Origin of the sequence: Sphingobium estronivorans, assembly GCF_008692605.1 — a bacterium.
Classification (GTDB): Bacteria; Pseudomonadota; Alphaproteobacteria; order Sphingomonadales; family Sphingomonadaceae; genus Sphingobium; species Sphingobium estronivorans.
The window spans coordinates 152,055-179,019 of sequence record NZ_LFCT01000007.1; the positions used below are offsets into that span (position 1 = coordinate 152,055).

General features: G+C 63.3%; 26 protein-coding genes and 3 riboswitches. Of the genes, 6 read left to right on the top strand and 20 right to left on the bottom strand.

The features are described 5' to 3' along the window. Positions 1 to 8: 8 nt before the first annotated feature. From F7P65_RS07075 to F7P65_RS07095, 5 genes are all read right to left on the bottom strand, one after another. A complete protein-coding gene (locus tag F7P65_RS07075; protein WP_150291042.1) occupies positions 9 to 1,526 on the bottom strand; it encodes a hydrogenase large subunit in 1,518 nt (505 codons plus the stop codon). Beyond that, a complete protein-coding gene (locus F7P65_RS07080) occupies positions 1,523 to 2,998 on the bottom strand; it encodes a proton-conducting transporter transmembrane domain-containing protein (RefSeq protein ID WP_150291043.1) in 1,476 nt (491 codons plus the stop codon). Before F7P65_RS07080 ends, F7P65_RS07075 begins: the two co-directional genes overlap by 4 nt. Beyond that, on the bottom strand, positions 2,998 to 3,678 hold the full coding sequence (locus tag F7P65_RS07085; protein ID WP_150291044.1) for a hydrogenase: 681 nt from the start codon (positions 3,676 to 3,678) through the stop codon (positions 2,998 to 3,000). Before F7P65_RS07085 ends, F7P65_RS07080 begins: the two co-directional genes overlap by 1 nt. Before the next feature lie 4 nt (positions 3,679 to 3,682). After that, complete coding sequence (locus F7P65_RS07090) at positions 3,683 to 4,624, bottom strand: respiratory chain complex I subunit 1 family protein (RefSeq protein WP_150291045.1); 942 nt, start codon at positions 4,622 to 4,624, stop codon at positions 3,683 to 3,685. 158 nt (positions 4,625 to 4,782) lie between these two features. Beyond that, a riboswitch (Fluoride riboswitch) is annotated at positions 4,783 to 4,842 on the bottom strand. 140 nt (positions 4,843 to 4,982) lie between these two features. After that, a complete protein-coding gene (locus F7P65_RS07095; protein WP_150291046.1) occupies positions 4,983 to 5,810 on the bottom strand; it encodes a universal stress protein in 828 nt (275 codons plus the stop codon). Positions 5,811 to 5,864: 54 nt separating this feature from the next. Beyond that, positions 5,865 to 5,926: riboswitch (Fluoride riboswitch) on the bottom strand. Between the two features lie 258 nt (positions 5,927 to 6,184). Beyond that, a riboswitch (Fluoride riboswitch) is annotated at positions 6,185 to 6,250 on the top strand. Between the two features lie 81 nt (positions 6,251 to 6,331). On the opposite strand from F7P65_RS07095, the gene F7P65_RS07100 reads away from it, so the two are divergent. The 5 genes from F7P65_RS07100 to F7P65_RS07120 all read left to right on the top strand — a co-directional run bounded on the left by F7P65_RS07100 (position 6,332) and on the right by F7P65_RS07120 (position 10,673). After that, positions 6,332 to 6,943 (top strand): RNA pyrophosphohydrolase, encoded by a 612-nt coding sequence (locus tag F7P65_RS07100; RefSeq protein WP_240334228.1) that lies wholly within the window; start codon positions 6,332 to 6,334, stop codon positions 6,941 to 6,943. Between the two features lie 201 nt (positions 6,944 to 7,144). Next, entirely contained in the window at positions 7,145 to 8,557 is a 1,413-nt protein-coding gene (gene glnA, locus F7P65_RS07105) for a type I glutamate--ammonia ligase (protein WP_150291047.1), read from the top strand. 98 nt (positions 8,558 to 8,655) lie between these two features. Next, entirely contained in the window at positions 8,656 to 9,117 is a 462-nt protein-coding gene (locus tag F7P65_RS07110; protein ID WP_150291048.1) for an SRPBCC domain-containing protein, read from the top strand. A 267-nt stretch (positions 9,118 to 9,384) separates the two neighbouring features. Then, positions 9,385 to 9,966, top strand: coding sequence for an RNA polymerase sigma factor (locus tag F7P65_RS07115; RefSeq protein WP_150291049.1), 582 nt, complete (start codon positions 9,385 to 9,387; stop codon positions 9,964 to 9,966). A gap of 272 nt (positions 9,967 to 10,238) precedes the next feature. Further along, positions 10,239 to 10,673, top strand: a complete 435-nt coding sequence (locus F7P65_RS07120) for a helix-turn-helix domain-containing protein (protein WP_240334231.1) — start codon at positions 10,239 to 10,241, stop codon at positions 10,671 to 10,673. A gap of 330 nt (positions 10,674 to 11,003) precedes the next feature. Here the strand turns inward: F7P65_RS07120 and F7P65_RS07125 are convergent, their stop codons facing one another. The 7 genes from F7P65_RS07125 to F7P65_RS07155 all read right to left on the bottom strand — a co-directional run bounded on the left by F7P65_RS07125 (position 11,004) and on the right by F7P65_RS07155 (position 15,232). Continuing rightward, a complete protein-coding gene (locus tag F7P65_RS07125) occupies positions 11,004 to 11,720 on the bottom strand; it encodes a phosphoribosyltransferase family protein (RefSeq protein ID WP_150291050.1) in 717 nt (238 codons plus the stop codon). 84 nt (positions 11,721 to 11,804) lie between these two features. Next, on the bottom strand, positions 11,805 to 12,173 hold the full coding sequence (locus F7P65_RS07130) for a hypothetical protein (protein ID WP_240334229.1): 369 nt from the start codon (positions 12,171 to 12,173) through the stop codon (positions 11,805 to 11,807). Positions 12,174 to 12,256: 83 nt separating this feature from the next. Then, positions 12,257 to 13,171, bottom strand: coding sequence for a HEPN domain-containing protein (locus F7P65_RS07135; protein WP_150291052.1), 915 nt, complete (start codon positions 13,169 to 13,171; stop codon positions 12,257 to 12,259). Positions 13,172 to 13,188: 17 nt separating this feature from the next. Further along, entirely contained in the window at positions 13,189 to 13,641 is a 453-nt protein-coding gene (locus F7P65_RS07140) for a type II toxin-antitoxin system VapC family toxin (protein WP_150291053.1), read from the bottom strand. Beyond that, positions 13,638 to 13,934 (bottom strand): type II toxin-antitoxin system Phd/YefM family antitoxin, encoded by a 297-nt coding sequence (locus F7P65_RS07145; RefSeq protein WP_150291054.1) that lies wholly within the window; start codon positions 13,932 to 13,934, stop codon positions 13,638 to 13,640. Before F7P65_RS07145 ends, F7P65_RS07140 begins: the two co-directional genes overlap by 4 nt. Before the next feature lie 95 nt (positions 13,935 to 14,029). Continuing rightward, entirely contained in the window at positions 14,030 to 14,590 is a 561-nt protein-coding gene (locus F7P65_RS07150; RefSeq protein WP_150291055.1) for an RES family NAD+ phosphorylase, read from the bottom strand. A 6-nt stretch (positions 14,591 to 14,596) separates the two neighbouring features. Beyond that, positions 14,597 to 15,232: a hypothetical protein gene (locus F7P65_RS07155; RefSeq protein WP_150291056.1), complete on the bottom strand. Its 636-nt coding sequence runs from the start codon at positions 15,230 to 15,232 to the stop codon at positions 14,597 to 14,599. A gap of 117 nt (positions 15,233 to 15,349) precedes the next feature. Between F7P65_RS07155 and F7P65_RS07160 the strand changes: the two genes are divergently transcribed. Then, positions 15,350 to 15,823 carry a hypothetical protein gene (locus F7P65_RS07160; protein ID WP_150291057.1) on the top strand — a complete coding sequence of 158 codons (474 nt, stop codon included), beginning with the start codon at positions 15,350 to 15,352 and terminating at the stop codon, positions 15,821 to 15,823. Here F7P65_RS07160 and F7P65_RS07165 read toward each other — a convergent pair. The 8 genes from F7P65_RS07165 to F7P65_RS07200 all read right to left on the bottom strand — a co-directional run bounded on the left by F7P65_RS07165 (position 15,820) and on the right by F7P65_RS07200 (position 26,922). Further along, complete coding sequence (locus tag F7P65_RS07165) at positions 15,820 to 19,587, bottom strand: conjugal transfer protein TraG N-terminal domain-containing protein (RefSeq protein WP_150291058.1); 3,768 nt, start codon at positions 19,585 to 19,587, stop codon at positions 15,820 to 15,822. The two genes, F7P65_RS07160 and F7P65_RS07165, sit on opposite strands and share 4 nt — an antisense overlap. Before the next feature lie 11 nt (positions 19,588 to 19,598). Continuing rightward, positions 19,599 to 21,023, bottom strand: a complete 1,425-nt coding sequence (locus F7P65_RS07170; protein WP_150291059.1) for a conjugal transfer protein TraH — start codon at positions 21,021 to 21,023, stop codon at positions 19,599 to 19,601. A gap of 53 nt (positions 21,024 to 21,076) precedes the next feature. After that, positions 21,077 to 21,652, bottom strand: a complete 576-nt coding sequence (locus F7P65_RS07175) for a hypothetical protein (RefSeq protein ID WP_150291097.1) — start codon at positions 21,650 to 21,652, stop codon at positions 21,077 to 21,079. Continuing rightward, positions 21,652 to 22,542: a conjugal transfer protein TraF gene (locus tag F7P65_RS07180; protein ID WP_150291060.1), complete on the bottom strand. Its 891-nt coding sequence runs from the start codon at positions 22,540 to 22,542 to the stop codon at positions 21,652 to 21,654. Before F7P65_RS07180 ends, F7P65_RS07175 begins: the two co-directional genes overlap by 1 nt. Next, a complete protein-coding gene (locus tag F7P65_RS07185; RefSeq protein ID WP_338053892.1) occupies positions 22,539 to 23,003 on the bottom strand; it encodes a S26 family signal peptidase in 465 nt (154 codons plus the stop codon). Before F7P65_RS07185 ends, F7P65_RS07180 begins: the two co-directional genes overlap by 4 nt. A gap of 112 nt (positions 23,004 to 23,115) precedes the next feature. Continuing rightward, entirely contained in the window at positions 23,116 to 23,973 is an 858-nt protein-coding gene (locus F7P65_RS07190) for a type-F conjugative transfer system pilin assembly protein TrbC (protein ID WP_150291062.1), read from the bottom strand. Further along, entirely contained in the window at positions 23,945 to 25,069 is a 1,125-nt protein-coding gene (gene traN / locus F7P65_RS07195) for a conjugal transfer protein TraN (RefSeq protein ID WP_150291063.1), read from the bottom strand. The genes F7P65_RS07190 and traN overlap by 29 nt, the downstream gene beginning before the upstream one ends. Further along, positions 25,066 to 26,922: a hypothetical protein gene (locus F7P65_RS07200; RefSeq protein WP_150291064.1), complete on the bottom strand. Its 1,857-nt coding sequence runs from the start codon at positions 26,920 to 26,922 to the stop codon at positions 25,066 to 25,068. Before F7P65_RS07200 ends, traN begins: the two co-directional genes overlap by 4 nt. Between the last annotated feature and the right edge of the window lie 43 nt (positions 26,923 to 26,965).

Below are 26,965 nucleotides of genomic sequence, written 5' to 3' on the forward strand. Positions count from 1 at the left end.
CCTGCCTCCTACCTGTCGCACCCGGCGATGGTGAGGCCGAAGCTCGCCTCGTTGATCGCATAGTCCATCATGTTGCTGTCCTGGACGGTGAAGGGGAAAGCGCGCCAGTTGGAGAAGGAAGGCGAGCGGATCTTGACGCGCGAAAGCCGGACCCGTTCGTCGAGATGCACCGCATAGACCATCGCGCCGCGCGCGCCTTCGACCCAGCCGAGCCCCTCGGAATTCGGCACGCCCGCACAGCGCTCCCGGATGGAGCCCTGCGGCGCCCGTGACAGCAGCGCATCGAGCAGCGCGAAACTCGCCATGATCTCATCAACCCGGACATGGAAGCGCGCGTGCGCATCGGCCTCGTCATGCTTGGCGATCGTCGGCGGGAACTGATCATAAGCGCCATAAGGATGGTCACGCCTCAGATCGCGATCGAGGCCCGATGCGCGCGCGACCGGACCAGTTGCCCCCTGATCGAACGCCACCTCCGAGGGGAGCGGTCCCGTCGTCAACAGACGGTCGAGGAAGCTGTCGCTGTGCTTCAGCAGCTTGGTATAGCGTTCCGTGCGCGAACGAAGCTGCGCGAGCGACGGGGCCAGCCAGTCGCCGGGGTCGATATCGCGCCTCAAGCCACCCGGCGTCAGCATGTTGCGCAGGAAGCGGCTCCCGGTCAGACGCGCGTTGAGCCGCTTGGCTTGCTCCTCGAGCAGCATCCCCTCGGCCTGACCGACCTTGAGCGTCGTGGTGTCGGCGAGATGCCCCAGGAAATGGAGATGATTATAGATCCGCTCCATCTCGGCGAGCAGCACGCGGCCCCAATGGGCGCGCTCGGGCGGCATGCAACTCGCGCACGCTTCCACCGCCCGGCAATAGGCGAAGGCGTGCGCCACGCTGCCCACCGCTGAAACCCGTTCGGCAAGCACGGTTCCTGCCTCGGGCGGCAGGCCCTCGAACCGCGCTTCCATGCCGCGATGCTTGAAGAAGAGCTGCGGCTCATATTCGAGGATGTGCTCGCCGACATAGCCGAAGAAGAAAGCCCCGGATTCGACCACGCCGGCGCGGACGGGACCAAAGGGCAGCAACTGAACGTCGAGCTTGGCGCCGGCGATCTCCGGGAGGACGCCGGCCGCGCGCAGGCCAGGCTCGGAGACATCCTCCTCGACGACTCTGCTTACCGGCCCGCCTTCGACCGTGGGATGCAGGACCAGTGGGCGCGGATCGGGATGGCCGAGGAAGGTGACGCCATACAGCTCCATGATCTCGCGTTCGTCCCAACTGAGCAGCGGCCAGACGTCGGCGAGGCTCGGCGCCGTCTTGCCGATCGCGCAGCGCCAGACTGTGAAGCCAGCACCCGGCAACTCCTCGATCACATAGCGAAGCTCGATGCGATCCTCGGCGACCCTGCGCGCATAGACCATCTTGAGCCGGCTGCCGGTGGTGCGCAGGCCCTGGGCGTTCGAGACGAGCACATCGGTGCCGATGTCGATGACCCTGATTGGCTCGCTCCGGGCGATCGGAGCTTGGTCGGCCGCGATCATGATGCCGCCCCCGACAGGGCGATCGCGATGCCATGGAAATAGCGCCACATGGCGTCCGGCCACCAAAGGCCGAAGAGCAGCAACGGAAGAAGCGCCAGCCACATCGGCGCGACGCACCAGGCGCTGAGCGTCCGGTCGGGCCGCTCCTCCGGCGCGGATGTCGGCGGGGCCAGATACATCAGCCGGAACTGGTTCATGAAGGCGATGAAGATGACGATCAGCAGCAGCGCCATGCCGTAAACCGCCCAGGACAGATGAGGCAGGCCGATCCCCGCGCGCAGGATGGCAAGTTCGCTCTGGAACAGGCCGAACGGCGGTGCGCCGGTGATCGCGGCAGCACCTGCCAGCCAGAGCGCGGCCTGCGCCGGGAAGCGTATCCAGACATCCCGGATGCCGCGGATGTCCTTGGTCTGATAGGCCCGCATCGCATTGCCGGCGCCAAAGAACATCAGCGACTTGTTCAGCGAGTGGTTGAGCATGTGATAGAGCGCGCCGGCAGTGCCGAGAATCCCGCCGAACCCGAAACCGAGCGCCATCACGCCCATATGCTCGACGCTCGAATAGGCCATCAGCCGCTTGATGCCGCGCTGGCGCACGATGAACAGCGCGCCGACCAGGATCGAGAGCAGGCCGAGCGCGACCGTCACCACGCGGCAGGTGCCGCCGATGCCGGCAGCGTCGGCCACGCCGAGGAAGCGCACAACCCCCAGCATGGCGGTGTTAAGGAGCGCGCCGGAGAGCAGGGCGGAGACCGGGGCAGGGGACTCGCTGTGCGCATCGGGCAACCAGCTATGCATGGGGGCCAGACCGACCTTGGTGCCGTAGCCGACCAGCACGAGCAGGAACGAGAGCAGGATGATGGACTGGCTGGCATGCGGAGCGACAGCCGTGAGCGAGGCCCAGGTCAACTCGTAGGTCGGGCCATTGACGAAGGTGCCGCTCCAGTAGAACAGCACCGTCCCGAGCAGCGCGAGACTGATGCCCGCCGAGACGATGACGATATATTTCCAGGCCGCCTCGATGCTCGATGCCTCATGCTCGAAGGCGACGAGAAAGGTGCTGACCAACGTCGTCAGCTCGATCGCGATCCAGTAGAGCCCCGGATTGTTCATCAGCGGTCCAACGAAGATCGTGAGCGCAAAGCCCGCGAACAGCGCATAGAAACCGGGCAGCCGCTCATCCTCGTCGAGCATCCGCATATAGCCGATCGCGTAGATCGAGGAGAGCAGATAGACGATCGCTGCGCAGAGGATCACCCAGGCCCCCAGCGCATCGAGCGCGATGTAGCTGCGGCCGTAGATCACCGGCTCGGGTGTCGCGCGCCAGACCAGCGCGACCGCGACCGCGAAGCTGCCGATGCTCGCCAGCAAGTTGATCGCCTCAGCGAGGCGCGGGCTGCGGCCGGCAAGTGAACCGGCCACGGCAATCGCCGGGCAGAGCAGCAGCAGGACGATGAGCGTGCCCGTGGTCATCAGCCGACAAGCCTCTTCAGATCGAGGCTGGACGTGCTGCCGACATGCACGGTCAGGTAGCGGACCAGCACGCCGAAGCAGGCGACCACCACCAGCAGGTCGAAGAGGATGACCAGCTCGATCAGGATCGGCATGCCGGGCACCAGGATCTGCGCACCAAGAAAGATGCCGTTCTCGAGCACCAGCAGGCCGAGAATCTGGCTGATCGCCTCATGGCGCACGACCAGCATGAGGAAGCCGATCATCTTCATCGACAACATGACGGTGAGCGCCAGGACCACGACGGTCCCTGCCGCGCCGACGCGCACGCCGATATGCTCCGAGACCACCAGCGCGAAGACGATCGCCGCCGCGCCCAAGACCATGCAGGAGCTGGGGCGGAGCGCCTCATGGATCTCGCGCTTGATGTCGAGGCGGCGGATGATGCGCGCCAGCAGCCAGGGCAGGATGAGCCCGCGGAAGAGCGCCGTCAGCGCCGCGATCGCATATAGCTCGGGAAAACCGCCGTAGAAGCCGACCGCCGCCGACAGGCCGGCGATCACCCAGGATTCCGCGGCGAAGGCGTAGAGATAGTTGTTCAGCCAGCGCGAGCCCAGCATCACGAACGCGAGCAGCAGGCTGAGGATCGCCATCAGGCTGAACAAGGACGCAGCGAGCGGATCAAGATGTTCGACCGGCATGAGCCTATCCCATTTGCGAGCTGATGATGGAGAGGACCGCGAGCAAGAAAGAGGCCGCGAGCGGCTCCTGATAGCGATAGAAGCGAAGGCGCGACTGTGTTGTCTCGACGACGACCACGACGAGCAGCACCACCAGGAACTTGAGCAGGTCCGCGCCGATCGCGCCAAGCGCGCCGAGCGGGGCACCCGCGTGCGACAGGCCCCAGGGCAGCAGCAGCACGTTGCAGAAGATGGTGTAGAGGATGAACTGCTTCATCATCGACGCCCATTTGAGGAGCGCGAGCAGCGGCCCGGAATATTCGAGGATGCGTGCCTCCTCGATCATATAGACCTCGATATGCGTGCTCGAATGGATCGGTAGCCGATCGGTCTCGGCGAGGATCAGCACGAAGAAGGCCGCGACGAGGAAGAGGTGGCTCGGGCTCCAGTAGAGCGCCGGCGTAGCGACCAGCAGATGATTGACCACGAACGGGATCATCGACCGCGCAAGCAGCGTGATCCCGACGAAGACGACGATCAGGGTCGGCTCGGAGAGGATTGCGATCATCGTCGCCCGGCTCGAGCCGATGCCGCCATAGCTCGACCCGCTATCGAGACCGGCGAACAGGATCAGGAAGGAACCGAGGGTCAGGATCAGCCCGCCGCCGAGGATGTCCCCCATGTCCGAATAGGGCAGGGGATAGTCGGTCAGCACCGGGATCAGGATCGGCACCGTCAGCATACAGGTGAAGGCGATGATCGGCGCCGCCCAGAACAGCCACGACGCCGTATCGGGAATGACGATCTCCTTGCGGAACAGCTTCCACAGGTCGCGATAGGGTTGGAGGATGCTGGGCCCCTCGCTCCGCTGAACCTTCTCCTCGAAATTGTGGATCACCCCCTGCAGCAGCGGCGCCAGCAGCAGGACCCCAAGAACCTGGAAGAACTGGAGCACCAGGTCGCGCATCAGCGGCGCCTCGCGATCGACGACGCGAACGAACTGCCCGTTCCCAGTCCAGCCATTGCGCACCGACTCCCACTTCTCGCTCCGCAGAGCCGGCGTGTGTCGGGACCGGGCGATCTGGCCTTCAACCCGTGCGGCGGAGACACACACCCGCCGCGTTCAACGCGGTAGGGGTCATCAGCCGTTCGGCGGTTATGGGGGACTCCATCCCCATCCAGCAATGTATCAGGCACACCATGTTTAGCCTCGCAGAACAACCGCCTCAAGACGAGATCGTTCCACCAGCAAACCAATCGAACTTGCGTAAATCGGAGGCTTATCCTGCGGTCATGAACGGGGGCGCTGAATTGGGCGCCCATGCTCAGGCGCAATGGGCCAAGAATAACGGAAGATCGCAATGGGCCAACACATGCCTGGTCGTGCCGCCCAACAGCCATTCAAGAAGCTGATTATGGCGATAGGCGCCCATCACCAGAAGATCGGCGTCCAGATTATGGGCTTCGGTGACGATCTGGTCTCCGAGCGTCTCCGTGTCGCGCTGGGATTGACGGACCTGGTAGCTGATGCCGTGAGCGTCCAGCAATTCGCGCGCGGGATCCGCCAATTCGGGCTCTTCGGCGATCAGCAGCAGCGTCACCTCGACCGCGACCTTGAGCCAGGGAAGAGCGCCTTCGAGCGCTTTGCGGCAGCACGCCGTGTTGTTCCAGGCGACCACGACATGTTCGGCGAACGTGTCCCCCGGCTTCAGCGACCATTTGGCCGGCACGAGGAAGAGTGGGTGGTGCGCCCGATGGATGGCGGCATGCAAGGCGTCGCCGCCGTCCATGTTGGTCGGACGAGCCAGCACCAGTACGTCGAAGGCGCGCGCCTCCTGCTCGACATTCTCCTCTTCGGCCCCGATCCGCTCTTTCCAGTTGAGCGGAATATCCGCATCGGGATGCGACGCCACCCAGTCCTCATAGGCCGCAAGGGTCGCGGCTTCCCGCTCCTTCGCGGTGCCCTCGTAGCGTTCGCGAAGATGCTGGAATGCGATCTCCTCCGACGCCACGATCAGATGGTCAGGATCGACAACCACATGCAAGGCTTCGACGGTCGCGTCATGGATGGCGTGCGCGGATGCCTCGGCCGCGTCCAGACACGCCGCCGCCGTTGCGGACTCCGCCACAACAGCGAGAATTTTGACCGTCATCGGCCCTCTCCTATGTCGGGAGCGGGCACTCGCGTCCTACCCGCGCCCATTATGCGCATGGTAGGAGTCATCAGCCTTTTCGGCGGTTTAAGGGGGACTCCATCCCCATCATCAAGCTAGGAAATTTGTATCACCTTCGCAATTGTTTGACCACAATCTCCTCAGCTTCTGACGCAAAAAGGGAACGTGCCCTATAGCGAATAAACCAACGAACCCGTCAATCGTTGCGCACGCATTGGAGGGCGCGGCGCCCGATTTAAGGGGGGCTTTAGTGTTCCCCTGACGGCGTGCGAGGCGGCGCATGAAAGCAGCTCGGGAAAATTCTCCAAAGGGGCACGGATTCAGTAGATCGGCGGAACGACACCTGTTAGGTTGCCTGCGAAGGGGATGGAGTCCCCCAAAACCGCCTGTCATTTCAGGATGATGACTCCTACCGAACCGATTTTTTCGGAGGTAGGGTTGTGGGCGATCGATCACATGCCAAGGTCCATGCATTCGTCGAGCAGTTGCTCAACGATCCGATGGCCGAAATCGCCATGAAGGCAGACGGCATCGCGTTTCACGACGCCAAATTGCTCTTGGCGCGCGCCTCGCTGGCTCAATACGACATTCCATCGGGGGATGGACGCGCCCCTAGCCGCTATCGGCCCAGTGTCGGCATCGCGCTCTTCAACCGCCACGGAGGCGTCTGGGTCGGTCGCCGCCGCGACATGAACGAGCCAGCATGGCAGCTTCCCCAAGGCGCGATCGATACGGACGAAAGCCCGGTCGAAGCCGCCTATCGTGAACTGCACGAGGAACTCGGGATTGCCGATGCCGAGTTGCTGGCGGAGCACGACGATTGGCTGCGCTACGATCTTCCCGAAGAGCTGCTGGGGCGCACTTGGGGAGGCAATTGGCGCGGGCAGGAGCAGCGCTGGATCGCGATGCGCTATTTGGGCGAGGATGCCGCGATCGATATCGAGACGGCACATCCCGAGTTCAGCGAGTGGTATTGGGCGGATCTGAGAGACATTCCGGGGCTGGCAGCGCCCTTCAAGCGTCCTGTCTACGCAAAGATCGCTGCACACTTTGCTGCCTTCGCGATACCACATGAGAATTCGTCGGCGCCAGGCGCCAGCCTGAATCCGTAGTGGGTGCGCAGGGCGTTGGGCGCTCGCCGGCGCCGCAGCCGAACAAGGGCTCGCGCCTGTGGCGCTGCTCCCATGATCCCACCATTCCGACACAAGACAATCAGAACGGGAAGAGGAAGCCGATCTCCGGCCTAGTGCCTGGAAGCGCGCATCACAACGTCTCTGTCCGCGAGACAGGGCAGGCAAAAGGGAAGTAACGAGATGGCAAATACCGCGTCAGACGTGCTGAGGATCATCAAGGAACACGAAATAGAGTGGGTGGACCTTCGGTTCACCGACCCCCGCGGCAAATGGCATCATCTCACCATGTGCGTGGGCGTCGTTGGCGAAGACGAACTCAACGACGGCTTCATGTTCGACGGCTCGTCGATCGACGGGTGGAAAGCGATCAACGATAGCGACATGATCCTCAAGCCCGATCTCGATGCGGCCTATGTCGATCCCTTCTCGGCAACGCCGATGCTTATCCTCATCTGCGATGTCGTCGAGCCTGCAACCGGGGCGCTCTACGGCCGGGATCCGCGCTCGACGGCGCGTCGCGCCGAAATCTTCACCAAGGCCAGCGGCATCGGCGATACAGTCTATGTCGGACCGGAGGCCGAGTTCTTCGTGTTCGACAGCGTCCGTTTCGACAACAGCTATGCGACCAGTTTCTACGCGATCGACGATGTCGAACTGCCGACCAACAGCGGCCGCGACTATGCTGACGGCAATCTCGGCCATCGGCCGCGCGCGAAAGGCGGCTATTTCCCGGTCGCCCCGGTCGACAGCGCCGTCGACCTGCGTGCCGAGATGGTCTCGACCATGTTGAAAATGGGCCTCCCCATGGACAAGCATCATCATGAGGTCGCAGCTTCTCAGCACGAGCTAGGCCTCACTTTCGGGACGCTGGTCCAGACCGCCGACCGCATGCAGATCTTCAAATATGTCGTCCATCAGGTCGCGCAGGCCTATGGGAAGACCGCGACCTTCATGCCGAAGCCGATCAAAGAGGACAACGGTTCGGGCATGCACACCCACATGTCGATCTGGGACAAGGGCGAGCCGCTGTTTGCGGGCACTGGTTATGCGGGCCTCAGCGATACCTGTCTATATTTCATCGGCGGCGTCATCAAGCACGCCAAGGCGGTCAACGCCTTCACCAATCCGTCGACCAACAGCTACAAGCGGCTCGTGCCGGGCTATGAGGCGCCCGTGCTGCTCGCCTATTCGAGCCGGAACCGCTCGGCCTCGTGCCGCATCCCCTACGGCGCGGGACCGAAGGCCAGGCGCGTCGAAATCCGCTTTCCCGACGCGACCGCCAATCCCTATCTCGCCTATTCCGCGCTGCTCATGGCCGGCCTAGACGGCATCCAGAACAGAATCCATCCGGGCGATGCCATGGACAAGAATCTGTACGACCTGCCGCCGCAGGAACTGGCCGGCATCCCGACGGTCTGCGGGTCACTCCGTGAAGCGCTGAACGAGCTGGAGGCAGACCACGCTTTCCTCACCAAAGGCGACGTCTTCACCATGGATCAAATCGAGGCTTATGCTGAATTGAAGTGGGCGGAGGTCTCGCGTTGGGAAATGACGCCGAGCCCGGTCGAGTTCGACATGTATTATTCCGCATGAATTGGGCCGTCCGGGCACTACCCTCAGCGGTGCCTTACCGGCACTGGGCAACCTTGCCGTTGGCGAGCGCACCTGTCCGCGTTACGAGCCCATCAGCCATGAGTTCAGTAACGCATAGTGTCACCCGCATCGTCCTCGCGACGCCGCGCGCCATCTTCCGTGCCTTCCTCGACCCCGAGGTCGTGGTAAAATGGCGTCCGCCGGCGGGAATGACCGCGCGCCTCGATGCCTTCGATGCGCGCCCCGGCGGTGGGTATCGCATGGTTCTCTTCTATGGCGAACCCGTTCTGCCAGCGGGCAAAACGGCTGCCGATCGCGACGTCGTCCATGCCCGATTCCAAGAGATAGAGCCCGACGAACGTATCGTCGAGGCGATCTCGTTCGAAAGCAACGATCCAGACTTTGCCGGAACGATGACACTTACCATGACCTTAAGACCGGTTACCGGGGGAACAAAGGTCTCCTTCGTGGCAGAAAATGTCCCGCCCGGCATCAAACTGGAAGACCATCGCAAGGGTATGGAATCTTCTCTTAAGAACCTCGCGAACCTGCTCGAATGACGCTGGTCCTGGTCCTGGGCAAGGTCGGTATCGATACACACGCGGAGCTTGCGACCTCGCTGTGGACGGCCCGATGCCCTGTGTTGGCCATCTACGGCTTTGAGCGGTGCGTGCCCTTTGCCGATGCATCCGTTTCGGACGTGGCAAGAGCTTGGTGAAGCTGTTAGCAGTGGGCTCGCCGATCCTTCACTTCGTTGCTCCAAAGCTGATCGATGGGTTCACGTCGCATGCCTGGGCGAGCCGGCTGCCGCTAGGGCCCGGAAGGTAATGACTGACGACTCAGAATCAATCCAGTCTGTGCAGGCAAGCGACCACGAACCCTCCATCCAAGCGACCGGCCAAAGCCCGGTCCAACAGCTTCTTGCCCTACTCGAGGTCGAATACGAGTCGCTACTGACGCGCCTGTCGATGCATCTCCGCTCCCCCGAGGCGGCAGCCGACGCTCTTCACGATGTCTATGTGAAGCTGAGGGCAGAACCCGCCATCGGCGACCTTCGCAATCCGCGCTCCTACCTTTACCGAATGGCGGTCAATCTCGCCATAAACCGACGTCGAGGCGACAGGTACACGGTGAACATGGACGCCGTCGAGCTATCCGAATTTCCAGATGGCGCGCCGGACCAGGAGTCCGCTACCCTCGCAATGGACGAGATGGACCGAGCTCTGCGGGCGCTTCATGCTCTGCCGGCCAAGCGGCAGGCTATCTTTTTGGCCAAGTGGCGCGACGAGAAATCGCAGGCTGAGATCGCCGCCGAACTCGGTTTGCATAAGCGCTCCGTTCAAAAGGAGCTCGCCCGGGCGGAAACCTATCTCCGGAAGATCCTGCGTCGCCCCAAGCGGCCGTTGTGATTGGCGCGCGATTTGTGGCCGATTGATCGGCGGTGAATGTCGAAGCCCCGGATTCCAAGGCAGATAAAAAAATGGGGCGTCTTTTGGCACCTCCATGTGTCCTCCCGCTGGGAATAGTAGGGTTTCCTCCTTCGAGCACACGACGGTTCACGTCGTGTCTCAACGGTGGTGGCCGATAGGGCAGGGCGCTGAGGTTCCCGGCGCAAGCAATCTGTCCTGCAACCCATTGGGGGGTCGCCATGGCGGCTTTTGGGAGTGAGGGCGTGAGCCCGATGCTCTGCGTTCAACAGGCGCAGACCAAAGTACATGCATCACCAACTGCACGGCAGAGGCATTTCGGCGGGCGACGAGCGGGCGCGGCGAGCAGTCAGCCGATGCTCGCTCCCTGGCAAGTCAGCCTCGCCATGCGAACCATGGGCCGCGACCTCGCCGGCCCGATCTCGATCTCCGAGGTCGCGTCGCTATGCAGATTGTCGCTCTGTTACTTTGTGCGCGCTTTCACGAACACGGTCGGGGTCGCACCCTATGCTTGGTTCGTGCAGCAGCGCATCATGTGCGCGCAACGCCTTCTGGCCGATACCGCGCTTCCGCTGGTGCAAGTCGCTCTCGAATGCGGATTCTCCGACCAGGCTCACTTCACCAAGGCATTTTCCAAGGCTGCCGGCATGACACCTGCAAGATGGCGTCGTCAAATCTGTGCATCCTGAGCTTCAGCCACATCAAAATTGCAACCTGCCGCCGACCTTGCTGCTGTCCGCGATCGCCTCGTACTCGGCCGCTTTGCCCGTTTTCGAAATGTACGGGGAAGCGCGAGGCACCACGACGCGAAAAAGAAAGGGCGCCGGTTGCCCAGCGCCCTCATATTTCGTCGGTCGGTACCCGATCTCCAGCTATCTCGTCCCTACGACGTGGCCACTGGCGGCGCTGCCCGATCCTGCGCTTCCTTGTGAGAAACGCCTCATATTTAGGGACCGCAAGGTGTAAGTGCGGTCCTTACAGACCACGGATATAGGGCCAAACGCTGAAAAGTCAATGAATCAGCCAAGGCGGCTGAGCAGTGTCAAGGCGCTGACGCTGGTGGCTCCGGCGGCACGCAATGCAGCTTCCGCCGCCGCCAGACTGCTGCCCGAACTCAGGATATCATCGACCAGAAGAACATGGCGGTCGGCACATTGAACCGCAAGCCCGTTGGCGATGACCGGCGCAAAATAGGGTCTTACCGAACCCTTCAAAGCCTTCATTTCGATCATCAGACCGGGATCGAGTCGCTGCAGCTTAGCGAGCTGCGACGTGTATTCGCCGCGGTGGCGTTTCTTGATCTGGTCGGCGGCCGGCGCGATCGCCAGCACCTGTCCGATCGTCGCCTTGTCGAGGCAGGTCACGACCCCGCATCCCGGCCGCTGTCGCGCCGCCCGTTCCGCTATGATCGCTGCAACCGGCGAGGACGAAGGCAACGGGACGACCATATCGAAATTCACGTGAGCAAGCGCATTCGGCAGGATCTGCGTCGCCGCAGTGTAAAGGTGGCGGAAGTCGCGATAAGGCATTGTGTAGCCGAATTTGCCCTTGAGGGCGTAGATCAGCGGATTGCCGTCGTCACCGTCATGGGACGTGATCTGCCGCCGGAAGACACTCACGATCTCGAGGCGGCCATACCGTACCTTCGGAATCGGCCGCGCCGGATCAGTGACCACGCGATGCTGGTGAAGAGCGCTGAAGGTGACGACCTTATGTGCGTCGACATCGATTCCCATTTTTAGGCGTCAAATCCTCTCGCGCGATCCATGCGGCCCGGACATTTCCGCGGCCTGTGTTCAAATTCAGATCTCACCGGCACCCTATTCTTTCCTTTCATCATCCGCTCCCCGGGCAGCCGCACGGCGTTTGGCGAAGGCGAGCAGGGCAGGGTCGTGCTCAGGCCGGTTCCAGCGCGCGGAATCGCGCAGAACCACCACATCCTCGAGGTGCGTGAGGAACGTGTAGACCTTGTTGACGATGTCGATCATCAACGCCTTCATCTCCGCATCGGATATGCGGGATGCTTGGGTCCAGGGAATCTCGCCATAGGGCGTGACCACCTTCACATCGCTATAGTCGCCGATGAGACTGTCCGGAACGGTGCCGGCATGGAGGTCTTCCAGCCGCGTGTTGCGGACGCAATGCTCGACTAGCGCCAGAGCGATCCTGCGCATTGCTTCGTCTGGCACTTTCTCCTCGGGCATAAAGTCCTCCCCGCCCGCAGGATTGGGAGGCGCGGGTCTCCTCAGATCCGGGCGGACCTCCTGATACTCTAAAGCTGGGCGCGCAGCTCAGACAGCCTCTCCTGGCAGAGTTCGTTGACGATCGTGCCAAGCACCTCGACGCGCTCGGAGAGGAAAGCGAATTCCTCCTCCGTCATCTTGAAATGCTCCGAATGCCGTGCCTTCACATAGGCATCCTTGAGCTTGTTGAAATATGCCTCCTGCTTGCGGGTCTCCCTCGGCCAGGCATCGAGGAGCCGTGCGGAGATCGCTTCGGCACGCGTCCTGAGAAATCTGATATTGTGACTGTATGGGGTGTAGAAGGTGTAGACGAGCAGGACGCAATAATAGAGACGCTCGCACGCCTGCTGGAGGTTGTAAGCCGCGTCGGGAAACTGCTTGTTGTCGTGAAAGAACTGAAATCCCATCCGCGACGATACAGCGAGGTCGAACCACTGATCGAAATAGGCTTTCGCCATGTCATAAGCTTGTTGCGGCGTCTTGGGCCTGGGCTCGTGTAGTTCGCTGTTGTCGACCTGATACAGCGCGATGCCGTCGCGCGCGATGTCCATGAAGAAATAGCGGCCATGGGCCAGCCCATCGTTTACTTCCTGTAGCGTGTGAACAATGAAATTGACCGGCGTGCGCAGGCGATTGAGGATCATGGTCTCCCGGTCTAGGTGCTCTTCCGCCTTCTCCCAATATTCGGCCCTGTCCGTCAGCTCCTTCTGATTGACGATGATGAGCAGGTCGAAATCCGATCGATAACCCCTCTCGGTATGCGGCTCATGCACCCACCGTCCGGTCGCATAGGAGCCGTACAGGATGATCTTGAGAATGCGACCGAGCTTGCGCGGCCCCGTTGGCTGGCCAAGCGCGTCCTCGAACTCCTCGAAGAGGATCTGGATGACCCGATCGAGTTCACGCCGCTTGTTTACCGGAAGATGGTCGAGCTCAGTTTTCATAGTCTCATCGTCATTCGTCAGGTGAGAGGGAACCGCGATGGTTCGTCTTCCCACGGATTGAAGATCGCGGCACCGCTGTGCCGCGTGTCCTTGATGTTTCGTGTCACGAGGAACAGGTCATGCTCGATCGCAGTGGCCGCGAGCAGCGTGTCGATCACCGGAGGCGATTGTCCGATCCGCCGCTTGACCTCGCCTGAAATTGCACCCCAGCGGAAAACGACGGCATCGTCGATGGAGAGGAGCCGGTTGCTGAAGCGTTCGGCCAACGCGTCGCGCGCCGCGACATAGCGCGACCGGTCGGGATGGTCAGGCTCGAGATTGTGAATGCCCTTGTCGTATTCCGCGAGCGTCAGAACGCTGAGGTGCATCCGGTGTTCGGGTTGCGCCATCGCCCATGCCTTGACGCTCGGCGCCCCGTTCGGGTTCGCCAACGCAGAAACGATATGGGTGTCCAGCAGCCAGCCTTTCACAAGGCGATGTCCCGCCCGCGGTCGATCTCGCGCTCAAGGTCGAGGCCATCAAGCCCTAGGCTCTCGAGGAACGGTACGAAGGCAGGTTTGCCTGCCTCCTTGGGCATCAGTCGGTCGAGTTCATCAACGCTCATCACCACCACCGCCTCCCGGCCCCGAACAGTGACGCGCTGTGGTCCCTCGCTTTGGGCGCGCCTGACGACCTCGCTGAACCTTGCCTTGGCATCCTCGAGTTTCCAGGTGCCGCCTGGCGCGGATTGGTCGCGATCGCCCTTTCGGGTGGCGGTGCCCATCTTGCATACTCCTGACTAGCTAGTCAGATATAGCTGGACAGCTTTGGCTCCGCAAGCAGGTCGGGATTGTAGCTATCGATTTCCGGCCATCCGTGTCAGGGTTCGACGATCGTCTTTCCGAAATGGCTGGCGAGCAAAGCTGCCTCTCCAGTTCCGATGATCAAATCATGCCGGGCCCCGAGCGAAATCGCGTCGGCTGCATGGTCGAAGATGGCTACGCAACGCTGATTGTCGAAGCGGGACGTGTATAGAATGCCGTCGGCCGACGTGGTTTCATGTATGACCCGGCTTATCGCTCGAGTCTTCGCGTAGACATCGCCGTGAAGGTCTGTAAACGAAAGCCCATGTGCCGAGACGCCAGCGTCCAGAAGCGGGTAGAGCCTTAACGCGCGGGTGGTCACCAGTTCGCTACGAAGCCGACTCTGCACAGCAGAAGAGGTGATATGGGGAATTGTCGGTAAGCGAACTATGGTCTCACCGAACGCGGTTTCCAGCGATCGCGCGGCATACAAAACCTTGTAGCTTCCGTCGGGCGCGTCGAAACGCCCTACCGGAATTTCATCCAGCGGGCCGAAGAAGATCGCGTCGTGTCCCTTGCGGTGAATCCGGTGAAGGCGCGCGCCGGCATTGATCCGGCGCAGTAGCGTGGCCGCCATGTTGGGTCAGGACGTCCAAACCGTCGCGAGGGCGACCAATTGGCGAACCGTCTCCTGGTCGGGCTTGCGCCGCAGAATTTCGAGCGCGGTTTCCGGCTCGCTGCCAAATCCCTCGAGCGGGGTGGTAAGCAGCATCAACTGTTCCCAGGGGTTGGTGTCGTCAAACGCTTCGAGCACTCGCTTGAGATGCAGGACTGTCTCGCCATCGACAAACTGTGCGGCGGGGAAGCGATTTTCGGACCCATAGGGCACGCCAAGGATCTGACGCCGCTGCCTCTGCTTTTCGATCGCCGCCGGGGAGACGCCGAGCATTGCCGCGACATGTGCGCGATCGAACATCCCGCCGGCGCGCCTCGCCATATCCTCGCGGAATTGGCCGGTCCGCTCGCGCGCCGCTTTAAGCGCCTCCAGATCGGCGGGCGCTTCCGGTGCGATGTCTCGCGGCGCGACGACAAGGGCATGGCGCAAGTCATGGGAGCCCACGATGTCGGCCAGAGTATCGTCGCTCGCGGATTCCACTGCCTTGGCGATGGCGAGCGTGAGCTTCTCCAAAGCCTTTCGTCGGAGCGTGTCGGTTCCCGAAGCGATCCGACGAGCAGTCGGTCGCCGATCCGATTTGACGATGGAGGCGTTGCTGGCCATGTCTGTCCTTCCTGTCCCAATGATAGGGTATTTGACGGGAAAGACAAGTTGCGTTCGCCATTTTCTGGTGACGGTTCGCGCCCGATATGCTAGGGGAAGGCCGAAAGGATTTCCCCAGTGGAATCTGCCATCGACGAACACCGCGCCGAGAGTGCCGCTGGCCGACCGAAGCTGGCGGCCTGGCTCTGGCGGCCATGGTACGCCAAGCTCTGGTGGACCGCCATTCCCATTTGGTGGCTTGGAATGGCGGCGGCGACGCGCGTTGACTTTCTTGCTGCATTTTATGGCGGGGCGCTCGCGGGCTATCTGAATATCCTGTTCTTCCCGATGACGGCGGTGATGGTGCTGGGTATCGGCTATGTCCGTGAACGCTTGGACGGATTCGTGGGGCCAGGCGATGGAACGCCGCTGTCCGATGAGGAAGCCTTAGCTGTGACGCGTCGCGTTTGGGAAGAGCATGACCGAGCCATGAATAACCTTCGTGCGGGGAGCGATGTATTCGACCCGCGGTCGGGACTGCTCTGGATTGGCAACCCGGCGAACCCTAACAATCCGGGCTACATTGACCCGCATACAGGCAAGCACCGTTAACGCTTCTTGAAGCTGCTGTCGCCGTCACCAGGGCTGCCTTTGATGTCAGTAGAAAAGCTTCCTCTGGAGAGGACAGAGTTTTGTTCCACTGACGTCAGCGGACCTGTGATGTCGAAAGTCGCGCGACCATCGTCTGCGTCCTGGAGGTAGCGATTGCGCATGCCTTCGCTACCGAGGATGCGGTTCGACAACTCACGCGAAAATGCGGCTTCCGGATTTGGGGAGCGCGCAGCGGCACGCTCAGCTGCAGCGATCGATTCGCGCACGTCATAGTTGACGATGTCAATCGATGACTGAGCGGTTTCGCTCGTGGTGCCGGTGTCACGGCTATTGAAGCCAACGCCTGCGCCGAAACGTCCTGCCGTGGCGCGGTTCGTTGTTTCGACCGGCCCTCGGGCCGCCTGCCGCCCTCGACCCGAAGCGCCGCCGCGACCACCAGACGTTTCGGTATTGGAGACACTAACATCTCCGCCAACATTGAGGTCGACGCTGGTTCCCATCGTCGTCTGATCCTGGGCCAATCGTGATAGCGATCTCTGCCACCCGGTCTGCGCCATGATCGCCTGCACATCGCGCTGGAGCGTGTCAGCGACCTGCGGCTTCAGGCGCCATTCGCCCTTGCGATCCATCTCGAACCCGCCGCGCAGCCAGTTGGCGAGTTGGGCCTGGCCTTCAGCGCCCCCGCCCATGAAATGCTCGATCGTATCCGGCCCCGCCTGTTTGCCGGCCTCGAACCGTGTGCTGGTATCGCTGCGCGCCGACCGGCTGAAGTCCGTCCCACTGGAAACCAGCAAGTCATTATGCGCGAAGCTGAAGCGGGCGTGTCCGCCGTTGGCGATCGCGCCGAGTTGGCTCTCGTTGATAAGGCCCGACTTCCACATCGCCGCTGCGGTTTCCGGGGTGAGGTTGAGGCTGAGGTCGCCATTCTGGTCCATCGCGATCTGTCGCTTCGACAGCTTGATGCCGTTTTCGGCGAGCAGCCCTTGCATGCGGGTCAGGCGCTCCCGGTCGACGATCGACGTCAGGCGCTCATTCCGCGCGCGGTCGGCGATGCCGGCAGCGCCGCCTTCGGCCATATCGACCTGGTTGCCCGCCGTCCGGCTCAGCGCCTGGATGAAGCTGTCGAGCCGCGCCGCCTCGCGTGTCGAGACGCCCGCCGCGGCAGCACCCTCGGCATAACCGAAATTCTCCGATTGGCGCCGCTGCTCGCCGATCCGTGCAGCGCTCCGCGTGCCGTCGGTTCCGACTTCTCGCTGCGCATCGAGTCTGCCCGAGCGCTCCGCGAAGTCATAGCCAGCCGCCTCGCGCGTGCGGCCATAAATGGTAGTCCCCTCCCGAGCAGCTTCGGCGCTGGCGCCATCGGCGGTTCCAACCCGCACGGCGGCATTATATCGCTCGAGCGCGGCTTCCACCTGGGCCTCGTTCCTTCCGGTGGCGCGGGAAAGCTGCGTGATGGCCGTGCTGCGGGCCTCGCCGGACAGGGCATTGATGAAGCCGATGCGTCGCGAGGTCTCATCGACGGATAGCCCAAGCATCGAGGCCGCCTCGCGTTGACCCTGATTGCTACCGCTGCGCCAGCCCTGCTCGGTCGCGACGTTGGCACGTTCGACACCCGCGACATTATCGTCCGCATAGTCGCGCCGCCCCTCCATGGCGCCCACCTGCACTTGCGCCGAAGTGAGATCGTTCCTGAGCATCTGGTCCTGGTCGAACGTGTTGGCGATCAGCTTGGCGAAGGTCGGATCGGCCTGGGCCTCTCCGATCACGCCCGATGCCTTGAGCTGCGCATCGCTGGCCGAATATCCTGCCCGCTCGAAATGGCGCGTCGCGGCCTGCATCATCATGCCATAAGCCCGCTGGTCGCCGAATGCCCGCCATTGAACGAGGTTCTGGCTGAAGGCCGCGAATGTCCTCTCGCCGGCTTCTCCCTGACCAAAATAGCCATTGCCAATGTTCCGGAGGGCATCCTTCTCTGCGAACTGGTGGATCGCCGTGGTGGCGGCATTGGCCTGAACGGCGCGCGCAACCGCCGGATCGGCCATATCCCGGCCGGCCAGGGCCGGGGCGAGGCTGCCGAGCTGGCGAGAGCCCTCGATGCCGCCAAGCGCCATCGCTGTCCCGCCGGCGATACCGGGGCGCTCGCCGAGAATACGACCCGCCTCGCCGAACACGCGATTGGTGCCGAAGGTCGAGCGTTCTCCGAAGTCGCCGAAGCTCGACGCGGCTGCAGCGCGGGACCGTGTCCCCAAAGCCGAAGCCTGGGCCTCCAGCGCCGAGGCCTGCCCCTCGGCGGTGCCCATCGGCGCCGCGGCGGCCGTGCCCTGGCTCGCCACGCCGAGCGAGCCCGATGTGAAGGCCGTGAACACGTTGCCGCTGAAGCGGAACACGGTGAACACGAAAGCACCGGCTAGACCGGCGGCTGCCGTGCGGAAGCTCCCGAAGATCGCGAGCGCCTTCATCGCTGCCGAAGGAGCGAGCAGCCAGGCGTTGGCCGCAAGCGCGTTTGAGCGAAGCTCCGCCAGCGTCGCCGTCGCGCGCCCGAGCGTGAGCTGATAGATGCCCGCGTCGATCACGCCCCAGAGCGCGACGAACACGAACATGCCGAGCGCAAAGCTGGCGACCCGCAGATTGATCGGCGTCAGGATGAACAGCAGCGCGATCGGGATCATGAACAGCATGATTCCGAATACGGTTGCGCGGATCGTTGGCATCCATTCGTTCGCCACCGACATGGTAGCAAGCCCGTTGGAGATGACGGCCCGATTGGCCATGACCCGCGCCGCGCTCGCCGGCGAATCCTCGAACAGCACATCGCCCACCGTGTTGCCGAGCAGGATGTGGGTCAAGAAGGCCTGCGCGCTCAGCGGACGGCCCAGCATCATCTGGCCCATTTCGCCGAGCTGTTCCCGGCATCGCGCCATCTGCGCGGCATTCTCCGTATCATAGCCCGTCCGGGCGCAGATCTGCTTGGTGTAGCTATCGAACAACACCGGGTCGGACAAGCGATCCGAGATATGCGTCCAGGCATCGGTGCAACTGACCGTCGTGCCGCCCTTGTCGGCTTCGGTATAGACGGTCGAGAAGGTGGCGGGCCCCGCCATCGCCCCAAACGAGGCGGGGAGGTCGGTCGAGGTCCGGAAGAGCTGGTCATCGTCGACGCCGTAGGCGGCCGAGACCCGAGCGACAGGATAGCATTGGCGGACATAGTCCTTGATCGTCGCATCCAGGAAAACGTCGGTCATTGGACCGCGCGGCGAGACGGCGTTCAGGAACAGGTCGAAGCTGTGCCCGCCGGCGCCGAACTCGATCTTGGCATCGGGATCGAGCGTGTTGTCGTCGATCGTTTCGACCATCGCACGCTCGATCATGTTGGTCGCGCCGGCGACGAGCACGAGGAGGTTGGGGACGCCGCCGACCGGCTGATAGGCGTTGCGCACCCGGTCATAGACATGGACCGTGCCCGTCGTCGCGACGAGCCCGACGAACAGGCCGACACCGATCAGGATCTGGAATCCGAATGCGACCAGCCCCATGCCCGTGCCGCGCACGCTCGCGAGGATCGCGCCAAGCCCGATCCCGACCGTCGCGACGATCATCACAAGCGTCTCGTAGCGTGGGTCGCCGAAGATCATCGACACCATGCGGAAGGCGTCGACCGTCTCGGCGAAGCCGTCATAGGTGTGGAAGCTCGTATCGACCGCCAGCGCGGGCGAGGCGAGGAGCAGGGCGGGAAGGGCGGCAAGAAGCCTTGCAAGCCGACGCATGGGGTTCGATCCTATTGGTTGCGGGCGGCGGCGCCGGCGGCGTCGCGGGCATCGCGGTCGCGGTCGCGCAGGAGTCCTGCGTAGTTGGCGGAGAGATTGGCCTGATTGAGCGCCGCCATGTAGCTTTGACGCATCTGCGCGCGCTGGCGCAGCACCTCGTCCCTGAGATCGCGCAGTTGCTCGATGCCCTTGGAAAGAATCCGCGTTTGGCAGACATTCTTGGTGTTCGCATCGCCCGAGCCCGCGACCGTCGCGCCGCGCTCGGCGTTCGAGACGGTGAAGTCGATGGTGCGGGTCAGATCGTTGAGCATCTGGTAGGCGAGGGTAAGCGCCACCAGCTCGTCGGTATCGGCGATCACGGAATCGACGACGCCCTGGCGCACCCCCCATTCGAGCATGCGATAGACGGGAAGCGTCCGGACATTGGCGACGAACTGTCTCTCGTCCGCCGACAAGGCGGCGCGCGTCCGAATCTTGACGGCGATCGACTGCATCCGCTCGCGGGCGAGCACAAGCGCACCGCGCCCACTGCCATCCTGCGAACAGTCGGCGCCCGTCGGCGGAATATTGAGGGAGCGGCGCTGGACCTGGCCGGTCAAGAAATCTTGCGCGCTTTCCGTGTCTTGTGCGGGGCACTGCGGAATAGCCGTGAATAGCGGCACGCGGTCACCATCGTCCCACCGCATATAGACGTCGCCGACCCTGGCACGCATCACGCTCGCCCAGTCGCCCGCGCCGACCCGCGATGCGGCATGGGAAAGCAGCGAGCCGGTGCGGAAAATGTCAGTCACCTCCGCCGGGCAGTTGGCGAGCGCGTCCTTCAAGTCCTCGGTGGGATTGTTGTTGTTGGCCTCGATCCTCTCGCGGCTTTGTTGGTAGCTCTTGGCGAACCCTTGCTTCACCGAACGGTAGCCCGTCATCTCCTCAATGATGCCGCTCATGTTGTCGTCGCCCTTGGCGATCTGGACCATGCGGTTGGCGAGGCGGCAGTCGTTGACCTGGATCGAATTGAGGAAGTTGGTCGCCGCTTCCATCTTCGAGATGATATTGCCCATCTTTTCGTCGAGCGTCTCGAGCAGATACTGGAACGCGACCGCCGGCGCCGCCTGCAGGATGCTCTCCAGCTTCTGAACCAGATAGTCGGGGTCGAGGAACGACATGCCCCCCAGGAACATGTCGATGCCGCCGCAGCCGGCCCGCACTTTCGGCAGGCTCACCGACATGAGATAGTCATTGTGGACGTCCACCCGGCCGGACATGCCACCAGCCGTCACATAGCCCCGGGTCTGATCCTCGAAGCTGCCCGGCGAGGTGTAGGTGACATTGTCGAACCAGCTCTCCGCCCAACTCTGCGCATGGGCAGGCGCGGCAGAGACAACTGTTGTCAGGGCGAGGACGATCAGCGCGCGGACGGTGGCGCGACGGCGAGCGAACATGGCCGACTCCGAACGATATGGGATGAAGGAGGAAGGACCGAGGCCGCCATCGCTCAGCGCCTTCCCGGGCGGGTCGCCGGCAGCCCCACGATGCCGGTGAACTTGGACATGGCCCGGACGCCGACATCGGGGCGCACGCCCGTCAACATCTTCGCGGCCAGATAAAGATTTCGGGCCAGATTGGGCGCATGATCCGTGCCGATTGCCACCGGCACGATGCGCGCATCATCGGCCACGGGCCGCACCCAGGCAACCGGATGCCCAACCCACGGCAGACCGAGGCGTCCCGAACGGATCATCGCCTCCTGACTGCCGATCGTGTGGACCTGCCAGCCATAGCGCGCGCCCAGCGCCGTCAGCTTGGTCCACAGGTCTCCGCAGGGTACGCAGCCGGGGCTTGTCGTCATCTCGATGACGAAGGCGGCCCCATGTCCGCGAAGCGTCATAGTGAAGTCGTCGGGAAAGTCACGCGTGACGGGTACGCGTGAGAGCCACGTCTGCATGGTCTTCGCTTCGCCAACCGGGTGGATCGCGGCTCGCATCGCGTCTTCCCGGCTAACGGTCTGCGCGGCTGCCGATCCCATGCCAATAACAAGGCCCGGGATACCGAGGAGGATGAGGCCGCGCATCACGGCCTCGGCTCACCGGAGGCTTCAACGAGATCGCCGCCGAGCGCTCGCGGATCGGTCGCCGAAACCGGGCCGTTGCCAAGCGCGTCGAAGAACCCCGCATCCTCGCCCGGACCAGTCATGAACTGCTCCGGCCGGATGTCGCCACGCAGCAGGCGGACCGCTTGATAAGCCATCTGGGCGAGGTTGGGATAAGCCTCGACGCCCGAGGCGATTATCATGCGCTGCTGACTTCCTCGGCGAATGATCATCGTCGTCGGTGTGATCTGGACGCCGAACCGCCCCGCGAGCTCCGGTCGCCTGTCGAGATCCATGAGCGTGACCTGCCAGCCCGTCTCCTCTTGGAAGCGCTGGATGATCGGCCACTGCACACGGCAATAGCCGCAGGTCGGACGCGAGAACATCACGAGAGCGAACTCGCCGGCATGGGCGCGCAGATAGGACCGCCGGATGGCATCCTTCTCGGCGGTCAGCTCCGAACGGGCGTCGCCGACCATCGGGTTCGCGGACTTCGAGTTGAGTTCGGGATATTGCAGCATCGCGATCTGGGTGACGCCGGCGAAGGCCCGCGCCTTACGCCGCGCGAAATCCTGAAGCCTCCAGAAATCCGCGACGGCATCGACCGTCAGCACCGTCGCTGCATAGTCTCTCTGCTCCTCGATGAGCTTGCGGATCCTTGGCGGCGTCCACGTCGCTAACTCCGCCATCGGCGGGATCGTCGGCTTCACGAGAGCGTCGGGCTGCTGTTTCTCCTCTGCCTTGGGCTTCGGTGCTTCATACCACCAATAGCCTTGACGCGACCCGGGAGCCTGGCCGGCCGTCTGCGCGGCCGCCAGCGCGGGCGTGAGAAGGAAGCAGACGCCTGCAACTAGGAACCTTCGCGCGCTCACAGGATGCGCTCCATCCGAGTGAGACGCGCAATCGGCAGGAGCCCGAAATAACGGCTGTCGAATCCGCGCGGATGCGTCGAGCCGACATAGACCATCCCGGGGGGAATGATCCCGCTCCACCGCATATGATCGAGCTTCATACCGTTATGGGCCTGCGGAAGGCTCACGCCCAGGAGTATGCCGTTGCAATAATAGTGGCCGTCCCGGCTGCGCGGGAGGAGAGGCGACGGGGTCTCGAACATCGTCAGCCGATCGCCCGCCATGCAGAGCGCGTGCTTTGTCACGGACACCGGATCTGGCCCGGCGATGGGGTGATGAAGCGTGAACATCACATAGTCGCCGCGCGCTATCGGCCCTGGGCTCTTGCGCACCGCGAAAGCATCGATCGACGGCGACATGACCAGCGCGACCTGCGGCACGATGAACGCCGCGATCGCAGCAATCGGCAGCACGACGAGCATGGCGCGTGCGAGCCGCTCAGGCCGTGCCGGCTGATCCGGCCCTGGCGCCCCGAGCGCAATCGCCGCTTTGCGCGGCAATCGGCGCAGACGCGGCCATAGGCCGGCGATCGCCCTAGCGAGCGCCCAGAAGAGCCTGAGCATGGCTTACCTCCTCCTTTCCGCCAAGGCGGGCATACTCTTCGAACATGCCGGAAAGCGCGCTGTCCCCGAAGACGACGTGGGCGGCACGGGGGCTTTCATCGTCGCGCTCGCAATAGGCCTGGGTCGGATCGCCCGGGATCATGGCAAGCGCCGGAACCTGGGATATCCCGTGCTGGCGAAAGACGATCGGATCGATGATGAGTTGGACGTCGCGCATCGCGCAGTTCGGCCCTTCGCAGCCCGGATCGAGCCGGAGGATCTGCGCTGTCAGCTTCGCCATGGGCCCCATTTTCCTGAGACCCCCCGGCGCGCCGCGAAACGCCATGACGCCGCGGACCTTCTCGAGCTGGATCGCATAGTTGCGCAGAGTCGAGATCGGCATGGAAGAGGACACGAACAAGACCGGGACCCAACCCTTGGCAGCGGAAGCTGGGCTTGCCTTGGCGAGCGCCTTCTCCTCCGCAGGCTCAAGCCCCAACGCTTGGCGCAGCGCCTTGGCCTGCCGTTCGCGCTCGGCCGCGAGGCTCGCCTCGCCGCGAGCCTGCGCGGCGCGAGCGCGTGCCTCCATGTCCGGCGCGGGAAGTCGCTTGTGCAGGCCGTCGAATGCGCGCCGTCGGTCCGCTGGGTTGTCGGTGCGTGGAAGCTGGGGATCGGGAAGCTGGGCCGTATCGGCCTTGCCGCGCGAGACAGCGCTCTCGAGCCGGTTCATGCTGTTTTGGCCCTGGTCTGCCGCTGACTGGCGCGCGCTGTCCTGCGCGAGCGCGGCGGTCGCCGTGCCCAGCAGCGCGAGAAGGACGGCGCTATGGATTGACCGCTTTGAGATACGCATCGATGCGCTCCCCCATGTCTATCTGGATGTCGGATTGGGCGCGGGCCTCGATGTCCGCATAATATTCGGAGAGATCCATCTTGCTGAAATCGAGCGCCTGAAACTCCTCTGGCGTGAACCCGCGGCACATCGGCTTTTTGGCCGTGCCCCAGAGGTTGCCGTTGAAGGCCTTGAGCTGGGGTCGGCCTTGCTCCTGGATGATGCGGCCGAGCTTGGTGTTGAAGCAGCAGTGCCCGCGCGCCTTCTGCAGGCAGATGCCGAGAAAGCTCGAGGTGCAATAGCTGCCGATCTCGTGGCACATGCCCGACGAGCGCAGCATCGCCGTCTCCATGTCCTGCTGGTCACAGCCCGAAAACAGGAAGTCGATCATGAAGTTGATCGCCAGGCTTACGGCGAGCGATGTCGGGTCGAGCCCGATGATCAGGGCATTAGCACCGGCGCTTGCGGCCTGGCTTGCGGTCGCCCCGGCCTTGAAGGCCACATAGGCGGCTTTCATGCCCGTGAACACGCCCTTGGCGACCGCGATCTTGGTGCCGATCGACGAGATGGAGGACCCCATCCCGTCCTTCACGATCTTTCCCTTGTCCTTGCAGCAGTTCGCAAAGGTGGTCGAAAGCCCGGCGGGCCGGCACCGCACCCCGCGGCCCGAGAATATCTCGATATTCCCGAGGCAATTGCCGTCTGCATCGATGCCGCCATCCGGCTCCGTGCCAGGATCGTCCATCGGCGGCTCATCCACGATGGGATTGGTCGCGAGATCGGCGCATTGGTTGGGCGAGCAAGCCGGCGGGCCGCCCTCGGTTTTCACCAGGCAGGCATATTGCGGGCCGACTGGGCAGCTATATTGCCCCATCGCGTCCGCGACGCAGTCGACCTCCTGGATCGGGCAAAGCCACGCGCCGCTGGTCGTCGAACGGCAGCTTGCCTGCTCGCCCTCATCGGCCGCATCGCCATTGTTGTTGAGGTCAGCCGCGCAGATATTCTGCGCGCGGGCGGCACTCGGACAGACAATCGCAACGCCCGCTCCGAGCACCAGCGCGAGCGCCGCGCCGCGCGGGTCGAGATACCAATATCGCGTTGCCGCAAGACCCGTCATGGCACGTTCCCCGTGCAGACCATGTCGGCCCCGGCGAGGCGCACCGTCTGCATCATCACCACCGCTTCCGGGAAATCGTCGAGGCATCCGCAGGCGGAGACAACTTCTTCGCCGGGCCCTGCCGGGCATCGATTGTCCGAGGTGCAGGCGTGGAAGAAGCTGTCGTAACCCGTCGGCACATTCTGTTTCGCGCCTACCACGCCATCGGGCGCGGCTTCGCTATTGGCTTTGGGCGCGCGCGTCTTGCAGACGGGCTCGCACGCCGGCACGGAACCACGGTCGGGGAGGCTGAAAGCGCGCGTCGATGTCGCGTAGCTGCCGTCGCTCTGGAGCGTCCGGTCGGCCAGCATCGTCTCCGTCGAATGGTCGATGATATAGGCGCCGCGGCTCGTGTCGGGCCTCGCGATATCGTCGACCGCGCAACGATAGGTCCGATCCTTCAGGAAGAAGTCGCGGGTGAGTTGTGTCGGGCAACTCGGTCCCCCCAATATGCGGGTTTGGGGCAGGGGCCTTAGGCCGGTCGCGACGCCGTTAATCCATGTCTGGACACCGTCGGCCAACTCGCTGTCGAGCTTGCATTGCGGGTCGGACACGATCGCTCCGCAACCGTCGACAACCTGCTCCAGCGTCTTGCAGCTATTGTCGACATCGACATGGACCTGCGCGAAACCTTCGCCTCCCTCCGCAACCGCAACGCGAAGCCAGATCTCATGGTCGCCGGCCGTGAGATAGGAACGCAGGTCGAGATTGGGGTAGGAGTAGAAGGTCTTCTTCAACTCGCACTTGCCCGGCGGAAGTCCGAGCGTGGTCCAGGGCGAGGGGCCAGAGCCCACCAAAATCCCGTCGATCCGCACCTGCGCCCAATCGTCGGCGAAGAACTGAACAAGCCGTGCGTCAACGATCCGGTCGGGATCGTTTACATGCAGCACCATACGGAAGTCGATGAGCGTGCAGCTTCCACCGGCCAGGCTGTTATCCGCCGGTGAGCCCATCAGGAAGTCGAACGAGGTGCCATTCTCGATCGTCGAATAACCGCCCGACGTTCGGCTGATGATATCCTCGGCGCCGGGTTTCAATACGGTCACTCGCCGTTCGATCGAGCAATGGCGATATTGGAGCGCCGTGCCGCTGCCGATCGCCGATCCCTTGAGCGCCTGGAACACCGAATTGCCCGTCGATGCGGCATAGGCATCCGATGCGATGGTCGCGGGATTGGCGCGATAAGCGGTCTGCGGGAGGTCGGGGTTGGCGGAGCAGGCGGTCGATTGCGCGCCGACATAGCGGATAGAGGGCCCGTCGATGACGGCCTCGGCAACGCCATAGCGCGGGTCGGCCGTGGTGAGCGCCCCGATCATCCCGCCACCAAGGTCGCGCAGTACCGAGGCCATGTTGCCCCAGGCGAGGTTCGTGCCGCAGCTATTGTTGAGGCAATAGCATCCCGCGAGCTTGGGCATGTCGACCGAGGTCAGCTTGAGCGCCTTCGCCGCGTCGACATCCCAGCGGAAAAAGCTGCAACCGTTCCAGGTCCCGGGCTGGCAGGAGATGACTCCGTTCGCGCAAATTCCCGATACTGGCACGGGAAGGTTCGCCGTGCTGTCGACCGATCCGTCGAGATCGGTGTCGCGGGCGATCGTGACCTTGCCGAGGTCGCCGGTCCCTGCCGGCTGCACGAGCACTTCGAGCATCGTCGCGGTCTTCTGGCAGGCGATGTTGGGCGCGAAGGTCCGGCTGTTGTCGACAGTCGAAATCTGCTGACCGGCGAGGCCTGGAGTCACATAATTCTGCTGAAGGGCGTCGCTGTCGCTGGTCTTTGCACGCGACGCCTCGGCGGCGGCGCGGGCGCGCTCTTCCATCGTTTGCGCCGATGCCGGCGAAGCAAGAGGAAGGGCCAGCGCG

Coding starts and splice junctions, on each gene's coding strand:
- F7P65_RS07080 (WP_150291043.1), bottom strand. CDS start 2,998: ATGACCACGGGCACGCTCATCGTCCTGCTGCTGCTCTGCCCGGCGATT.
- F7P65_RS07150 (WP_150291055.1), bottom strand. CDS start 14,590: ATGGCGGCCACGCTACTGCGCCGGATCAATGCCGGCGCGCGCCTTCAC.
- glnA (WP_150291047.1), top strand. CDS start 7,145: ATGGCAAATACCGCGTCAGACGTGCTGAGGATCATCAAGGAACACGAA.
- F7P65_RS07155 (WP_150291056.1), bottom strand. CDS start 15,232: ATGGCCAGCAACGCCTCCATCGTCAAATCGGATCGGCGACCGACTGCT.
- traN (WP_150291063.1), bottom strand. CDS start 25,069: ATGACGGGTCTTGCGGCAACGCGATATTGGTATCTCGACCCGCGCGGC.
- F7P65_RS07120 (WP_240334231.1), top strand. CDS start 10,239: ATGCTCTGCGTTCAACAGGCGCAGACCAAAGTACATGCATCACCAACT.
- F7P65_RS07095 (WP_150291046.1), bottom strand. CDS start 5,810: ATGACGGTCAAAATTCTCGCTGTTGTGGCGGAGTCCGCAACGGCGGCG.
- F7P65_RS07185 (WP_338053892.1), bottom strand. CDS start 23,003: ATGCTCGTCGTGCTGCCGATTGCTGCGATCGCGGCGTTCATCGTGCCG.
- F7P65_RS07110 (WP_150291048.1), top strand. CDS start 8,656: ATGAGTTCAGTAACGCATAGTGTCACCCGCATCGTCCTCGCGACGCCG.
- F7P65_RS07190 (WP_150291062.1), bottom strand. CDS start 23,973: ATGCGTATCTCAAAGCGGTCAATCCATAGCGCCGTCCTTCTCGCGCTG.
- F7P65_RS07085 (WP_150291044.1), bottom strand. CDS start 3,678: ATGCCGGTCGAACATCTTGATCCGCTCGCTGCGTCCTTGTTCAGCCTG.
- F7P65_RS07170 (WP_150291059.1), bottom strand. CDS start 21,023: ATGTTCGCTCGCCGTCGCGCCACCGTCCGCGCGCTGATCGTCCTCGCC.
- F7P65_RS07090 (WP_150291045.1), bottom strand. CDS start 4,624: ATGCGCGACCTGGTGCTCCAGTTCTTCCAGGTTCTTGGGGTCCTGCTG.
- F7P65_RS07165 (WP_150291058.1), bottom strand. CDS start 19,587: ATGCGTCGGCTTGCAAGGCTTCTTGCCGCCCTTCCCGCCCTGCTCCTC.
- F7P65_RS07135 (WP_150291052.1), bottom strand. CDS start 13,171: ATGAAAACTGAGCTCGACCATCTTCCGGTAAACAAGCGGCGTGAACTC.
- F7P65_RS07100 (WP_240334228.1), top strand. CDS start 6,332: ATGGCCGAAATCGCCATGAAGGCAGACGGCATCGCGTTTCACGACGCC.
- F7P65_RS07075 (WP_150291042.1), bottom strand. CDS start 1,526: ATGATCGCGGCCGACCAAGCTCCGATCGCCCGGAGCGAGCCAATCAGG.
- F7P65_RS07175 (WP_150291097.1), bottom strand. CDS start 21,652: ATGCGCGGCCTCATCCTCCTCGGTATCCCGGGCCTTGTTATTGGCATG.
- F7P65_RS07200 (WP_150291064.1), bottom strand. CDS start 26,922: ATGGAAGAGCGCGCCCGCGCCGCCGCCGAGGCGTCGCGTGCAAAGACC.
- F7P65_RS07145 (WP_150291054.1), bottom strand. CDS start 13,934: ATGGGCACCGCCACCCGAAAGGGCGATCGCGACCAATCCGCGCCAGGC.
- F7P65_RS07115 (WP_150291049.1), top strand. CDS start 9,385: ATGACTGACGACTCAGAATCAATCCAGTCTGTGCAGGCAAGCGACCAC.
- F7P65_RS07125 (WP_150291050.1), bottom strand. CDS start 11,720: ATGGGAATCGATGTCGACGCACATAAGGTCGTCACCTTCAGCGCTCTT.